This is a genomic window from Amycolatopsis sp. lyj-23, from assembly GCF_046549135.1.
In the GTDB taxonomy this organism is placed as follows: Bacteria; Actinomycetota; Actinomycetes; order Mycobacteriales; family Pseudonocardiaceae; genus Amycolatopsis.
In genome coordinates, this window is record NZ_JAJPWN010000033.1 from 1 (window position 1) to 14,016 (window position 14,016).

Consider the following 14,016-nt stretch of genomic DNA (forward strand, 5'->3'; position numbering starts at 1 on the left):
CGAGGTGACGCGCCGTTTGAATGGGGTTCCCGCTGTCTCGCGCGCTGGTTGCGCACCAGGCTTGCGGGGCGGTGGAAGACGGCGCCCTGGGTCAGGGGCGGTAGTCGAGGTACTCCTCGGGCAGCTCGTCTTCACCGTGCGCCTGGGGGCACCAGGCGGGAAAGCGGGCGGCGAGCTTCGCTTCGGTGGTCGGGTCGTGGGGGCTCAGGCGCCAGGCGCCGGAGCCTAGGTGGCCAATCTCGACGTGGGCCAGGACATCGTCGCCGAGTTCCTGGTCGTTGAACTGGGCGTCAGGCACAACGAACGAACGCATCAGGTCTCCTGGGGTCGGTGGTGTGGAGTGCAGGGCCGGGCTTCCGGGGCGCCGTCTTCCGCTCTGGAGTTGTCAACCTGCTGCGGCTGTCCTCAGCAGGGGCCGGGGCGGGCCGGAGCTCGTCTGTCCGGGTGGACCGGCGCGCTTTTCGCCGGTTCACCCGGACGGATCGGTCGGAGGTTCGCCCCGGCCCCTGCTATGCCGTGAGCTGCGGGTCGATCGGCTGCAGAGTGGGGAGGTGACCCGGGAAGCGCGGACCGGAACGGAGCGCCACCGACCCCAGGAGACCCGTCGCCGGCCTGTGGTTGGCGCCGACACGATGCGCTCGGCACCACTGCGCACGCCCGGCCGTATCAGGTGTTCGCGTTACTCAGCTCGCTTTTCGGCGGCGGCCGCGGTGGTGATGTTTGCCGTGAGCGGGCTGGGTGGGGGCCCGCCGGGATACGAGCGAAATGGGCAATATGTGAGGCGACAGCTCGCTGACCCGACAGACGACATCGGGTGTCAGTAGTTCGGCGACACGGGGTGTCAGTGGTTTCGGGTCCATGGGTTGGGCTCGCGGTGCCAGTGATGTCGCCTCGGCGTTGACACTTCGCCCGGTGGGGTCTCCTGGTTCACTTCGGTGAGTTCGGGCGGAGCATCCATGACGGCGCCGTAGAAGCGAATCCGGCGTCGGTGGCGCCGGAGCCGAGCAGCTCGCTTGGACGGGGCGGCAAACAGCGGGTCTGTGGGGCGTAGGAATGCCCGTTGGCGGGTATGACACGGGGGGCTCGTTGTTCGACGTTTTCGAGACGGCCGGGTCCAACGTTGAAGACATCTGGGTGGAGAGGTTCGACGATGGGCCGTACCGAGTTCGCCAACAACCCGAATCGCCCGTGGGCCGACGTGCCGCATGTGCGCGAAGACCTCCGCATCCTGCTGACGCTGCTCACGGCGCCGCAGCAGGCTTTGCTGCTGCGGCTGACTCGACCCGGCTGGCACCCGATCAGCCCTGATCAGGCCTATGCCGCCACGGTTATCAATTGGTGGACCGACACGTTCTGGTTCGCTGACCCGCTGATCCTGTGCCGCGACGGCAAAGCGGTGATGGCGATCAGCGCGCGCCCCATCGTGGCCGCCGTCGTGCGCGCCTGCCCCGCTGTCCCGCCGGCGCACCCCCAGGTGGAACGCCTGCCGGTCCCGGTCCCGCGCCGTCATCCTGCCGGGATGGCGCACCCTGCCCGCGGCTCGCGGCAGCCCGGCCACGGCATCGCTCGCGTGACGTCGGTGGCCGGGCTGGCGTGAACGGGTGCGCGCCACGCGGACGAGTGCATCGATAGCGGATCGTTTCCCGCTCATCACGGGCAGGGAATCGGTGCGAAGGCCGCGCGAGTCCGGCGGGTCCACGGCGACGCTGGTCCACGGCGACGTCGGGCCGGGTTCGTGGTGGACCAGCAGGCACCGGGACGCCCCGGCCACACCGGCGGTAGGAGAAGCGAGGCCGGCCGGATGGGCAGGAGACGAGGTGGTGTCCGGGGTCAGCGGAGTGCGGTGCAGTGCCAGCTCAGGTCGACGGTGGTGCCGGCGGGGCTGGTGGTGAAGGTGGCTTCGTCGGCGAGGGTGTGGATCAGCGGCAGGCCGCGTCCGTGCAGCGCATCCGGTGCGGGCACGGCGGCCGGGCGCCAGGTTCCGCGGTCGGTCACGGTGACGGTGATCGTGTCGCCGTGGCGGCGGGCGTGCAGGTCGAGGGCGCCGGGGTGGCCGTTGTAGGCGTGCGCCACGACGTTGGCCATTGCCTCATAGACCGCCAGCACCAGATCCTGGATCCGGGCTGTGAGCAGCCCGGCCCGGGTGGCCCAGTCGGCCACCTGCCGGCGCAGCCCGTCCAGGATGTGCGGGCTCGCTGCTGAGACGCTGCGTGCGAGATTCTCGACCGGACCGGCCGGTGCTGCCGCACCGGGCTCCTTGCAAGATCCGGCGTCGTCGTCGGCGGCGGTGGGGTGGGCAGGCATCAGCACCGGCCTTTCGTCATCGGCTGTCACCGGCTGTTGCTTGCCGGGCCCGGCGTGCTGCCGGCGGTGCCCGCGTCGCCGCGCAGCGCTTGCTCCAGGGTGGCCGACACCGCGACCAGCTGGTCCACGCCGGTCACGGTGATCACCCGGCCCGCGACCGGGCCGCCCACCACCCGCACCACGGTCCGGTTCCCGGCGCGCTGGCGGGCGGCGACCAGGACGGTCAGGCCGGCCGCGGAGAAGAACCGCACCGCGCTCAGGTCCAGGACCAGCCTCGCCGGTGCCTGATCCACCGCGGCGAACACCAGCTCCTGCAGCACGGGTCCGGTCTGCAGGTCCACCTCACCGGTGACGGCAAGCACCCAGACGCCGGCGGTTTCCCGACGCTCGACCGCCACCCACGCCGACGAGCCGGCCGGGCCGGGCTGCGCCGACGGCAGATCGCTCACCTGCTCATCATGCCCGTCACCGATGATGACCGGTGCGGACCCTCCGGCCTCTCCCGGAAGCGACGCGCAGCCTCTGATGTGGCCGAGAGTGGTGGAGGTTGGCCAGCCGAGGCGGTCGACCCCGCCGGCCGCTTCTTGACCACCGGGGACGACCGCCACGGCCACCGCAGCCCGCCGGTGTCCGCTGCGATGGCGTGGGTCGGCTACCCGTCGCGGTGAGCCACAAACGCGTTCGTGGCCGGCCCCGGCAGGGTGGCGGGGACCCACCGGGGTGGTGCCGCGGCGGGGGAATGCGGTGAGATTCATGGTGTGTGGAGTGCACCGGAGGATCCGGGGTCCGAGGTGGAGCAGCTGCGGGCGGCGTTGGTCACCCAGCCGGTCATCGAGCAGGCCAAAGGCATGATCATGGTGCTGCGGTCTTGCTCGGCCGAGGCCGCGTTCGCGCTGCTGCGGGAGGTTTCCCAGCACATCAATCTCAAGCTCCATCAGGTCGCCGAAGTCCTCGTCGCGACCGGCAGCCACACCCCCGCCGCAGATCCGGAGCGGTCCGCGATCGTGCTGGCGGAGCTGCGCCGGCGAGGACTGGGTGAGGTGTCCGGCTGAATGCACGCTCGCGTGGGCATCCCTCACCCGCCTCGGCGGCGTCGGCTGTGGTCGGAACTCCGTACGCGGAAAGACCGCCGGGACACGGGGAACCTGCCACGGGCCAGGTGGTGCCTGGCCAGGGTGGTGCCTGGTCACGCGCCGGTGTCGGCGAGGGCGCGGTAGAGCGAAGCAACTGAGGGATGCTGTCCGGCGTTCTTGCCGGTTTTGATGGTCAGCTTCTTCACGATGTCGGGCATCGGGGTGCCCTTCTCGCGCAGGGCGCGGGCGAAGAGCACGTCGTCCTCGTCGATCACCTTCGGCCGGCCGCCGTGGTTGCCGCGGGCTGCGGCGGCCTGCTGGCCTTCGAGGGTTTTCTCCCGGATGTAGTCGCGGTCGAGCTGGGCGGCGACGGCGAGCACGGCGAAGAGCATGGAGCCCATGCCGTGCGGGTCGTAGATTCCGGTCAGCGGCCCACTCAGCAGCTCCAGCTGCACCCCGCCGCCCTGCAGCTGAGCCGACAGCGTCATCAGCTCGGCGGCGTTGCGGGCCAGCCGCTTCATCTCGTGCACGGTCAGGATGACCGGCTGGTCCGGTGCGGCGGTCTTGATCTCGTGGGCGAGGGTGAGCGCCTTCTCCAGCTCGGGGCGGATCTTGATGCGGGTGCTGATCTTCTCGGAGAACACCCGCGTGCAGTGCGCGGCCGCGAGCGCGTCGAGCTGGGACTGGAGTTCCTGGGCGGCGGTGGAGCAACGGGCATAGCCGATCCGGATCGGCGCCCCGCTCGGCTCCGGTGCCGCCGCGGCGAGCTCGGGGCCCTGCGTCCACGTCCGGCCCGGTCCGCGGTCGGCGGGGACTGCCACGGTGAGGTCGTCGCGCAGCGCGGGCACGAGGATGAACCGGGCGGTGTGGAACTTCGCGGCGGTCTTCCCGGCGCGGGTCCGGCAGGCGCTGCCGGCGGGCACGCCGCATTGCGGGCAGGGGTGGCGTTCGACCGCGGCCGCGGCGTCGGCGGATCCGGATTGCATGCCGACAGTGTCGCAGAAGTCTGTCAAAACATAGGGCAGTTTTGCGAGGTGTTGTGCGAATCGCGACCTGCGGATCTTCGGCCCGGAACGGCCGGTTCGCAGAACTGTCACAACTGGTCATTTGTGAGAACCTCGCATGAGGTCGCTCGCCGCACCGAAAATCAATCAGTGCACCGTGTTGCGAACACTGAAACGTGTAACGTAGAGTGCATCGCATGGTGAAGAAAGACATCATTGACGAGCTGGTTGACATCCGGCACCCGATGCCGCGCGCGGACGAGATGCTTGAGGGGGACGGGGACGTCTTCAGCGACTGGTGTGCCGAGGTCGCCCGGGAGCGGGACGCCTACGAACGGGAGCTGCGGATGCACGAAGAGCACGAGGAGGGCGACTGGGACCCGCTGTTGTCCGAGATCTACGCCGCGCGGCAGGAAATGCGGGCCGCGGAGGACCGGATGCGGACGCTGGTCGCCTACGGGCGGGAGTTCATCAAGCCCCATCCCTATCAGTTCAAGCAGCTGGCCGAGGCGACCGGTATGTCGATCTCGGGCACCCGCAGCTCCTACACCGTCGACGAGGTCGCCGCGGTCGCCCGCCGTATCGGCCGGCAGCCCCGCTTCCGCACCGACGACACCGGGGAGTGAGCACCGTGGCCGACACCGACGCGACGGCCACCGCGGCCGCGATCGCGGCCGGCTGCGCCTGCAACCCGGCCTGGCCCGCGCTCGCGGTCACCCGCGACGACGGCAGCACCGAACCCGTGCACGCCGCCGATACCCCCGGCCCGCTGGCCCTCCTGTACTACGCGCACTGCACCCGCTGCGGCGTGCAGTATCCCGGCCCCTTCCGGCTTCCGCCCCGCGCCCCGGTCACCGCGCCGAACCTGGCGTGTGTCCAGGGCCGCACCGGCCCGGGCCCCGGCTGGGCGCGCCACCACGCCGCCGCGCACCGGGCCGCGGGCGGGGAACCCGGCGCGGCCCGGTGATCACCTCGGCCGGACTGACCGGCAATGGCCAGACGGCCCAGGCTGGTCAAGGCTTGTGGTTGAGCAGCTGCTGACCGACCCGAAGCACTTCTTCCGCTCGTTCACCGTCAAGGAACTAGGCCGCCTGATGACCGCACGTCCCGCCGAGACCGTCGTCCGCGCCCACGAGATGGGCATCTACAAGCGCTACTTCGACCTGATCGCCACCGGCCGCAAGACCACCGAGATCCGGGTCAACGACTCCAGCCGCCGCAAGATCAAAGTGGGGTCGCTGATCCGGTTCCGCTGCCAGGGCGATCAGGTCCTCACCCGCGTGACCGCGGTCAACCGGTACGCCAGTTTCGAGGAGATGTTCGACCACCAGGACGTCGCCTCGGTCAACCCGACCGCCACCCGCGAGGACCAGCTGGCGAACATCCGCCAGATCTACCCGCCCGAACGCGAAGCCCTCGGCGTCGTCGCGATCGGCATCGAGCTCATCGACCCGCCCCGTCCCGCCTGACCAGCTGAGGGGAAGGTCCCCGGCGCCACCGAACTCCGGAGCGCCGGGGACACCCACCACCCCGGACCTTGGTGCCCTGGGCAGACGACATCTTGCCTGACCAGCGCCTCAGCGGCGGAAACCGGCCCGTATCCCGACCACGACGGCGGGGTACGGGCCGACGTGGTTGAGGGTGTACCAGCCGCAGATCCAGCGCAGCAGCGCGATCCGCGAGAGCCGCCACTCGTCGGCGGCGTCGATCAGCACCTCGCGGCAGAGGTCTTCCCGCAGCCGGACCAGCATCGTGTCTTCGAGCTGGCCCTCCTCCGCGCGGCTCATGGTCATCCACCACAGGTCACGGGGCAGGTCGAGCACGTCGGTGAGGATCGCCGCGGCGGCGACGCTGGTGCCGTTGCCGTTGTAGCCCCAGCCGAAGGTGTGCCCCTCCATACTGCTGATCTGCGGGCGCAGCCGGCGCAGCACCGTCACCAACTCCCGTTGCGTCGGCCCGCTCGCCGAGGTCTCCACCTCGATCTGGCGCGGCCCCTCCCAGGGCTCATAGCCGTGGTACACCCAGTCCTCGTCGACGTCGCTCACGCCGGGGCACCTTCCGCGATCAGGGCCGTCCCGTCGGCCGGCGGGACGGCGGTCGGGTCGATGAGGGCGAGGGTGATGTCGTTGCCGGACCGGCCGACGGTCCGCACCCGGTGGGCGAGCTGGGCGAGAAAGTCGCGGAAGCTGCGGCAGCCGTAGTTGAGCGTGTCGAACGCCGGGTCCAGCGCGACCATCTTCGACTTCACCTGCGAAGCAGTCGGGGTGGCCGCGGTGATCTGCTCCATCGCCGTGACCAGCAGCGCCTCGGCATCAACCAGCCGGTGCTCGGGTGCCGCGGCCGGCGCCGCGGTCCTGGCCGGGCCGGTCTTGCGGCCGGTCTCGGGCGGCGGGTCGAGCCGGGCGACGATCGAGCCGAACAGCTTGTATTCCGAGCACACCGACACCAGCCGGGCGCTGACGGTCGTCTCGGCGCCGACGCCGATGACGTGCTTGCCGTGCTCGCGCAGCTTCGCCACCAGCGGGGAGAAGTCCGAGTCGCCGGAGACCAGCACGAACGCGTCGACGCTGGGGTGGATGAGCAGGGTCTCCATCGCGTCGACGGCCATCCGGATGTCGGCGCCGTTCTTGCGGGCCGGGCCGTGCCCGATCTGGACCAGGTCGATGCCGTTGCGTTCGAGGGCCTGCTGGTAGCGGCCGAAGCGCGGGTCGGCCCAGTCGGCGTAGGCACGGCGGATCGTCGTGGACCCGTAGGCGCGGCACAGCCAGGTCAGCGCCGTCACCGGCACTGGCTCGTCCCGGCCGGGCAGGCTGGCGATCGCGCCGAGAACCAGGTTCTCGAAGTCGATCAGCAATCCGACTTGCTCGCCGCGGGCCCGGATCTCCGGGACATACGGGCCGCGCCGGGCTGCGGCGGCTTCGGCCTCGCGCACCATCCGCACCGCCTCGCTCTCGGCGCGCAGGTTATCGCTGGTCACGAGCCGCCACCCCGCCGGCGTGGCGGCTCGTACGGGTCGCAGTTGCCGTAGCGGTCTTCCTCGCAGAGCCCGTCGGCGTCGAACCCGTCGAGGTCGAAGCTGTCCTCCCAGTCCATCAGGTCCGGCCAGTCCTGCGGCGGGCCGGGCAGGATCCGCCCGTTCGGCGGGTTGGCCACCCACAGCGCGTGCACCTCGTCCGGGCCGTCTGCGTGGCGGCGGACGAAGTTCTCGTCGTAGATGCAGAACTGGCCCGCATCGTCGCGGTCCTCCCGGGCCTCGCCGGGCAGGGCGACGATCCGGTCGATCGCGTCGTTGTCGCCGTCGATCTCGACCATGACCGGGACGACGTAGCGAACCCAGCGGGTGCTCATTCAGGAACCTTTCCTCGAGGCGGCGCGGAGCAGTTGCCGGGCCGCGACCACGGCCGGCACCGCGGCCGGGGCGATGTCGCCGGGGAACAGCGCGCCGGGCACCAGGTCCAGCGTGGTGACCGGGACCGCGTCGGGCGGGGACAGGTCCAGCACCCAGTCGCCGAAGCGGCGGATGGTGTGGGTGATGTACGGGGAGATCGTGGCCAGGTCGTCGGGGTCGATCGGGTGCCCGTCGGCCGCCAGGGCGTTCGCGGCGGCGGTAATGTCGCAGGCGTTGGAGTAGATCACGCAGTTGGCCAGCAGTTCGTTGAACTTGACGATCTTCTCCTGGTAGTCGGGGTCGTTGCGGCCGATCGCCTCGCCGCCGAAGCGCAGCCACGCGGAGAACCCGTGGAACGCCTCGGCCTTGTTGGTGATCGCAGTGATCTGCTCCCGCAGCTGCGCGTCCGCGAGGAACCGCAGCAGCGTGATCGTCCGGATCACCCTGCCCAGCTCCCGGAACGCCCGGTACAGCCGGTTCTTGCGGGAGTTGTTGCCCAGCCGCCGCAACAGGGTCACCGACGACAGGCGGCCCTCGCTGATGGAGATCGCGGTGCGCAGCAGATCCGTCCAGTGGGTTTCGATCAGGCCCCAGTCGATCACGTTGTCGCCGAACAGCGTGTCGATGTGCTCGTAGCGCGCGTCCGCGGACGGGCGGTAGAAGTTCAGGTCGTGCCAGTTGCGGATCCGCGGCAGCAGGTCGAACCCGAGCAGCGCCGCGAGCCCGAACACCGGCAGTGACTGGCCCTGGGTGTCGGCGTGGATCGTGTCGGGCTGAAGGTCGGAGTCGTTGCGCAGCAACCCTTCGATGATGTACACCGCCTCCCACACCCCGCACGGGATGAACCGGCTGAACAGGGCGATGTAGGTGTCGGAGATGTGCCGGTAGGCGATCCCGCCGTACCCGCCGTAGCGGATGTGCGACTCGGCGAGGATGTTGTTCTCCCAGGTGTCGACCTGCGTGCCGTCTGCGGCGACCACCCGCCCGTCGCCCCACATCCCGGCGACGTCCAGCTTCGCGAACTCGTTGATCACGTCCGTCGAGGCGGCGTCGATCTTCGCGGACGTGGTATGCTTGTTCGCCGCGATCGACAGCTCGTGCGCGGAGACCTGGTCGCGCATGTGCCGCGCGACCTGCGCCGGGCCCAGCAGCGTGCCGTTCGCGAAGACGGTGAGCACGTAGCGGGCCATCGCGTCGCGGATCTTCGGATCCGACCCCGACGCAGGCCCGAAATGCCGCGTCCAGCCCAGTAGGTGCGCGGTACGGGCCAGGATGTCCAGCAGGCCCCGTTCCGGGAGCCGCTGGTGGATCGCGTCCTCCAGCGCGAGCGCCGACGGGCGCCGGTCGGCGCCCTTGCGGCGGCGCAGCACCGGGCGGCCGTCCTCGAAGGACAGGTCGGTGTTGTGCGGGAACCCGGCGTCCACCACCGCGGCGATGTCGCCCAGCGCGGCCCGGTAGTGCACGGTGAGCTCCTGCGGGTCGGCGGGGATCCCGGCCTGGCCGCAGAACTTCCCGGCCAGCGGCTCGCACTCGTCCCAGGACATCAGCTGTGCGTGCAGGTTCGCGAACGAGTCCGCCCCGGCCACCGCAATGTCCCCCGACCGCAGCTCGGAGGCGAGGTAGGAGAACACGCACACCTCCAGGTGCCGGCGCACCAGCTTCCCCGGCCGGTCCTTGACCAGCAGAATCTTGCGCCACGCCTCGGTGACGAAGTCGATATCGATCGCCGCCGTCACCGCCTCGGCGCCGTGTCCGACGGTGACTTTCTCGGGGACGTATTCGCCGGTGCGGCCGCGGATCGCGCGCAGGAACTCCACCGCGTCCAGGACGCTGTGATCCGCGCTGGTCGGCTCCAGCTCCAGGGTGTCGAGCAGGGTGAACAGCGCCGAGCGGTAGCTTTTATAGAACTTCTCCAGCAGCGGCAGGTAGTTGTTGCCGTGATGGGCGGCCACCACCTCGTGCGCGGCCGAGAGCCGTTCGATCCCGCCCGCGTCGGAAAGGGTCTTGAGCAGCAGTCGCCCGGCCCGCTCGGCCACAACAGCCGCGGGTTCCGCCGCGGCCGCGCCGACGGCGTTCTCGGGCGGGTCGGTGGCTTCCCGGGCGCCGGCCAGGACGTCGCCGAACACGTCCAGCAACCGCTCGGATTCGGCCCGGTGCTGTTCGTGCAGCTCGGCCAGGCGCTCCTTGCCCTTCTTGTGGATCACCGCCATCCGCTTGCAGAACATCGTCGCGACCTCGTCCCGCGCAGTGGTCCGGCACTCGTGGATCAGGCTGGCGAGCAGGGTGAGCCGCTTCGCGTCACCGACGTCGCGCATGTCGCCGACGTCGGTCACCCGGGCCTCCCCGGCGAAGTGCGCGATCTTCGTGGCCGGGATGCCCTCCAGCCACTGCTCGGTCGCGCCGAGCTCGTCGAGCGCTTGCAGGTGGGCCAGGCGCAGCTTGAACTTGCCCAGCGACGCCGCCTTCGCCGGCGCCTTCAGCCGGTCGAACTCACTGCGTCCCGACGTCGGGTCCAGCCACAGCAGCCGCGTCAGCCGGGCCTTGGCAGCCAGGTCGATCCGGGCCGCCACCATCGCGTACAGCGCGGTGTTCGTCTCCGCGCGGATCGCCGCGACCAGCCGGTCCAGCGTGGAGAACCCGGGCAACTCGCGCCGCGCCCGCACCAGCTCCTCCAGCGCCACGTTGATCAGGTCGGCCGGGTTGTCCTTCGTGGTGACCGCCTTGCGGATCGCCTCCTCGGCGACCGCGCGGGACATGCCCGCGTCGTACTTCACGCCCACCAACGCCCGCACCAGCCCGCGATGCCACTTCGCGGTCCGGTCCGCGTCATGCTCCGCCCTCACCTCGCCGGGCAGCTCCAGCAAACCGCGTACGTGCTCGACCACCACCGCGGGGATCTCGTCCAGCTTCGGGAAATACCCCAGCCGCTGATACGACTTCAGCCACACCACCAACGCCAGCAGATACTGATCGCTCTGCGTCTTCTCCCGCGCCCACGCGACCTCGGAGACCGTCGGCGTGAACGCCTCAGCCAGCTCCCGAGCGGGAACCACCCTCTTGAACCGCGGATACGCGGTCCGATCGATCGCCGTCACAACCCAGACCCCGAGCACCAAGCCGACGTAACGCAGAGGAGCCTATCCAGCACGCGCGGTCCGTTGCCGCGCGGGTTTTGCTACACCGAACTGATCAACCACGCAAGTCGCGGACCTCTGAGCACGTCTCCCCGACCAGCAACGTCGCCGACTCATTGCCCGTTTCGCTCATATCCCGGCGGTCCCCCTGGGTGGTGAGCGGCGGGAGCTGCGCAGGGTGAGCACGCTGGAAGTACGACGGATCGGTTGCTTCTCTTGGGTTTCGACGGTGGCGACCGCCTGCAGGCCGGGCATCACCGGCTCCACCGACGCCGTGACCAGCTGTTTCGCGCGGACCCCGTCTGACCGCGGCGGAACCCTGCGACCGCCGCGCGAGCCTTCTCGTGGCGCTGCTGCGGCGTGAGCGCGTCCTGCTCGGCGAGCACCTGCGGGTCGGCGGCCGGAGTGTTGACGGCGCCGGTCGCGGTGGCCAGCTGGGCACGGGCCTGCTCGAGCTGCTCGCGGTGGCTGTCCACGATCGTGGCGTGCCGGTCGGCGGCTGCGCGGGCACGTTTCTCGGCGGTCGTCGCGTCGAACTTCTCGCGTGCCTGGTCACGGGTTTGCTCGCTCGCGGCCGCCGACGGGGCCGGCCGATTCGATGCGCGCTCGTCGACGGCCTGGTGCTGGCGGAGCTCGGCGGCGACGCGGCGGCCGAACTCGGCGACGACGTCGGCGGTCAGCCCCGTCCCGGTGACGACGTCCGGTCCGGTGTGCTGCAGCAGCCGAACGCCGGCGCGGCCGTGGCGGTCGGCGACGGCGCGGCGGATCGCGACCCGGCGGCCGCGGTTCTGGTAGTAGCCGGGCAGGACGTGCCCGTCGGCGTCGCGCCAGGCGTCGAGCCGTCCGGTGATCCAGTTCGACACCGCGGCGTAGTACCGCCACGTACGTGGCTGACCAGCGGAAACGTTGCGGAGGATCGCGTCGGGGCCGCGGCGGTGGGGCGCGAGGGTGGTCGCGCCGAACGGGCTGGGGGCGTGGTCCATCGCGTGGACGATGTCGAGGTTCGACCATCCCGCTTCGTATAACGACTTACACGCGGTGCGGACGGCGAATCGGCTCAGCTGGGCGAAGATCGGCAGCCTGTGGCGCAGCCAGGCGGCAGCGCACAGCATCTGAAAGTCGCTGGTCGGGACTCTAGAAGCCCAGTTCACGGGCTCTTCGCGGTCTGAGCGCGCCCGGAGGGCGCTCTTTTGATCGTTTCCGCCCCAGCGGTCGCTGATCGGTGCTCCGCAGTCATCCACAGCGGTGGCCTCGCGCGCGAAACCACCTTCTTCGGCGACTTCCCCTTCGGGGAAGTCGAAAGTAGGCCACCCCTTTTTGTCCCCACCGGAAAAGGGTTCGGCCTGGTCAGTGGCGGTTTCCGGGTCGCGGAGCCGGTCGAGGTAAGTCGCCAGCATCGCGCGGATCTCGGGGTCGTCCTGCAGCGCCAGGAGGCGCAGCTGCTCGGCGGCGGCGCGGGCTTCGTCGCGACGCCGCCGGGCAGCGTCGATCTCCGGGTCGACCAGTTCGTCGTCGGTGAGGCTGTGCTCGGCGATCAGCTCGCGGGCTTTGGCCTCCAGGGCGACGCGCTCGGGATCGTAGGCGGTGCTGAGGGCCTTGAGCAGCAGGCCGCGGGCGCGGGCACCGGCGCGGGCTCGCCGGCGGGCGGCGTCGGCCTCGGCGGCGCGCGCGGCTTCGGCGGCGGCCTCGGCCGCGATGGTCTGGGCGGCCCAAGCGATCGCTTCGTCCGGGGAGAGCGGGATCCGCAGGGCGTAGACGGCGCGGCGGTTGCCCTCGAGGAAGACTTCGGTGCCGTCGAGCAGGGTCATGCTGCGCAGGGCCATCGGCCTGGTCAGCGGGGTTGAGCCGGTCTCGACGACGACCAGCCATCCGCGCAGCTTCAGCTCCTGCAGCCAGCGCTGGATCGTGGTCTCCGACAGCCCGGTGCGGGCGCAGAGGGTTTCCCAGCCGGGCCAGGTCTCCAGCGTCTCCCAGTTGGCAGTGAGCGCCAGGACGCGGGCGATGGCGAGCAGGTTGTCCCGGCCGTCGATGCGGACGTCCTGGACCCAGTCGGCGCGGGCGAGGGCGGCGAGGTAGCCGCGCTGGCCTTTCGGGTAGCGCAGCGGCGCGGTGGTTTTCGGCGCGGCGGCGATCTCGCCAGCGTCGGGTTTGCCGCCGTGGGCGGCCCAGCAGGGTCCGCAGACGACGGTGAAGAGCCTGGTCAGACGGCGTCGACCAGGGGAAACATGACACGTAACACAAGGACCGTCGAACGACACACCAGCCGGTGCCTGGTGTGTCGGGGCCCCAGGACTTATCCTGGGCACGCGAAAGGACCCCTTTCGTGGGTGGGCATGAGAAAGCCCGCTGTGTCCTGGGAGGGACATAAAGCCCGGTTGACAGCCGGGTATCTGGCCAGTCAGCCGGGGTGGTGCCCGGCACGGTTGACCAGTGCATACGGCGATCTGGGGAGTCAGATCGCCCGCAACGTTCGGCGAGGCGGTTCCGTGGGTAGCGGAGCCGCCTCGCTGCGTTAGATGACCATCACGGCCTCCGGACGTCGGGGTCGCCGGAGCTTTGCGTCACGCATAACGTCACGCGCTCTCGGCGAGTTCAGGCTGGGTGGGGTTGGCAAGTTCCCTGGTCACCCACTGCTCGAACAAGTCGACCGGCCGGACCTTGCGCGCCTTGCAGTAGGCGATCAGGTCCCGCTTCAGGTCCGACTTCACCGGGATCTTGATCTCGGCGTCTCGGCCTGTCGGGGGTCGGCCTCGGCCTCGTCCGTTTGCCATGCCGCTTTTTTATCGCCTGGGCGGGAACTCCCCCGGCCCGACACGCCGTCGGTGATCAGTTTTTTCCGGCCCCAATAATTGTCCCGGGGTAGAACTCACGCAGCTGGGCCCCGGCACGCTGCGTGCCGGGGCCCAGCTTTGGCGCAAGATCGTCAGCGGGGGCTGATCTCCAACTCTGGTCCGGACTCTTCGCGCTGGTCAGCACGCTCGGTCTGCCGCTCGTGGTGGCGGTGCGCGGACCATGCGGCGTGAGTGCCGGATTCCTGTTCGACGAGGCAGCCGTGCCACGCTCCGCTGTCGCCGCTCACCGGGCGGCCAGCTTCCCAAAGATCTTCTTGACGT

15 protein-coding genes are annotated in these 14,016 nt (G+C 70.4%); 5 read left to right on the forward strand and 10 right to left on the reverse strand.

The features are described 5' to 3' along the window. Positions 1-91: 91 nt before the first annotated feature. On the reverse strand, positions 92-313 hold the full coding sequence (locus tag ACLJPY_RS48565) for a hypothetical protein (RefSeq protein WP_410597797.1): 222 nt from the start codon (positions 311-313) through the stop codon (positions 92-94). Between the two features lie 837 nt (positions 314-1,150). Between ACLJPY_RS48565 and ACLJPY_RS48570 the strand changes: the two genes are divergently transcribed. Then, positions 1,151-1,597 (forward strand): hypothetical protein, encoded by a 447-nt coding sequence (locus tag ACLJPY_RS48570; protein ID WP_410597798.1) that lies wholly within the window; start codon positions 1,151-1,153, stop codon positions 1,595-1,597. Positions 1,598-1,830: 233 nt separating this feature from the next. On the opposite strand, the gene ACLJPY_RS48575 is transcribed toward ACLJPY_RS48570, so the two are convergent. Beyond that, on the reverse strand, positions 1,831-2,334 hold the full coding sequence (locus tag ACLJPY_RS48575) for an ATP-binding protein (protein WP_410597799.1): 504 nt from the start codon (positions 2,332-2,334) through the stop codon (positions 1,831-1,833). After that, the gene (locus tag ACLJPY_RS48580) at positions 2,331-2,753 is read right to left on the reverse strand and encodes an STAS domain-containing protein (RefSeq protein ID WP_410597800.1); all 423 of its coding nucleotides are present in this window, start codon (positions 2,751-2,753) and stop codon (positions 2,331-2,333) included. Before ACLJPY_RS48580 ends, ACLJPY_RS48575 begins: the two co-directional genes overlap by 4 nt. Positions 2,754-3,062: 309 nt before the next feature. Between ACLJPY_RS48580 and ACLJPY_RS48585 the strand changes: the two genes are divergently transcribed. After that, positions 3,063-3,356 (forward strand): ANTAR domain-containing protein, encoded by a 294-nt coding sequence (locus ACLJPY_RS48585; protein WP_410597801.1) that lies wholly within the window; start codon positions 3,063-3,065, stop codon positions 3,354-3,356. Between the two features lie 134 nt (positions 3,357-3,490). Here the strand turns inward: ACLJPY_RS48585 and ACLJPY_RS48590 are convergent, their stop codons facing one another. Further along, entirely contained in the window at positions 3,491-4,363 is an 873-nt protein-coding gene (locus ACLJPY_RS48590) for a recombinase family protein (protein WP_410597802.1), read from the reverse strand. Between the two features lie 215 nt (positions 4,364-4,578). Here ACLJPY_RS48590 and ACLJPY_RS48595 point away from each other — a divergent pair, with 215 nt between their 5' ends. Genes ACLJPY_RS48595 through ACLJPY_RS48605 form a run of 3 tightly spaced genes read left to right on the forward strand, consistent with a single transcriptional unit; the run spans position 4,579 to position 5,850 of the window. Continuing rightward, positions 4,579-5,007 carry a hypothetical protein gene (locus ACLJPY_RS48595; RefSeq protein WP_410597803.1) on the forward strand — a complete coding sequence of 143 codons (429 nt, stop codon included), beginning with the start codon at positions 4,579-4,581 and terminating at the stop codon, positions 5,005-5,007. Between the two features lie 5 nt (positions 5,008-5,012). Then, the gene (locus ACLJPY_RS48600; RefSeq protein ID WP_410597804.1) at positions 5,013-5,348 is read left to right on the forward strand and encodes a hypothetical protein; all 336 of its coding nucleotides are present in this window, start codon (positions 5,013-5,015) and stop codon (positions 5,346-5,348) included. Between the two features lie 55 nt (positions 5,349-5,403). Continuing rightward, positions 5,404-5,850, forward strand: coding sequence for an ASCH domain-containing protein (locus ACLJPY_RS48605; protein ID WP_410597805.1), 447 nt, complete (start codon positions 5,404-5,406; stop codon positions 5,848-5,850). Between the two features lie 108 nt (positions 5,851-5,958). Here the strand turns inward: ACLJPY_RS48605 and ACLJPY_RS48610 are convergent, their stop codons facing one another. The 6 genes from ACLJPY_RS48610 to ACLJPY_RS48635 form a co-directional block, all read right to left on the reverse strand. Then, the gene (locus ACLJPY_RS48610; protein ID WP_410597806.1) at positions 5,959-6,426 is read right to left on the reverse strand and encodes a hypothetical protein; all 468 of its coding nucleotides are present in this window, start codon (positions 6,424-6,426) and stop codon (positions 5,959-5,961) included. Then, positions 6,423-7,358: an NYN domain-containing protein gene (locus ACLJPY_RS48615; RefSeq protein ID WP_410597807.1), complete on the reverse strand. Its 936-nt coding sequence runs from the start codon at positions 7,356-7,358 to the stop codon at positions 6,423-6,425. Before ACLJPY_RS48615 ends, ACLJPY_RS48610 begins: the two co-directional genes overlap by 4 nt. After that, entirely contained in the window at positions 7,355-7,729 is a 375-nt protein-coding gene (locus ACLJPY_RS48620; RefSeq protein WP_410597808.1) for a hypothetical protein, read from the reverse strand. The genes ACLJPY_RS48615 and ACLJPY_RS48620 overlap by 4 nt, the downstream gene beginning before the upstream one ends. Further along, positions 7,730-10,882: a Tn3 family transposase gene (locus tag ACLJPY_RS48625; protein ID WP_410597809.1), complete on the reverse strand. Its 3,153-nt coding sequence runs from the start codon at positions 10,880-10,882 to the stop codon at positions 7,730-7,732. Between the two features lie 275 nt (positions 10,883-11,157). After that, positions 11,158-13,161 carry a helix-turn-helix domain-containing protein gene (locus ACLJPY_RS48630; protein WP_410597810.1) on the reverse strand — a complete coding sequence of 668 codons (2,004 nt, stop codon included), beginning with the start codon at positions 13,159-13,161 and terminating at the stop codon, positions 11,158-11,160. Between the two features lie 315 nt (positions 13,162-13,476). Beyond that, positions 13,477-13,611 carry a hypothetical protein gene (locus ACLJPY_RS48635; RefSeq protein WP_410597811.1) on the reverse strand — a complete coding sequence of 45 codons (135 nt, stop codon included), beginning with the start codon at positions 13,609-13,611 and terminating at the stop codon, positions 13,477-13,479. Positions 13,612-14,016 lie beyond the last annotated feature (405 nt).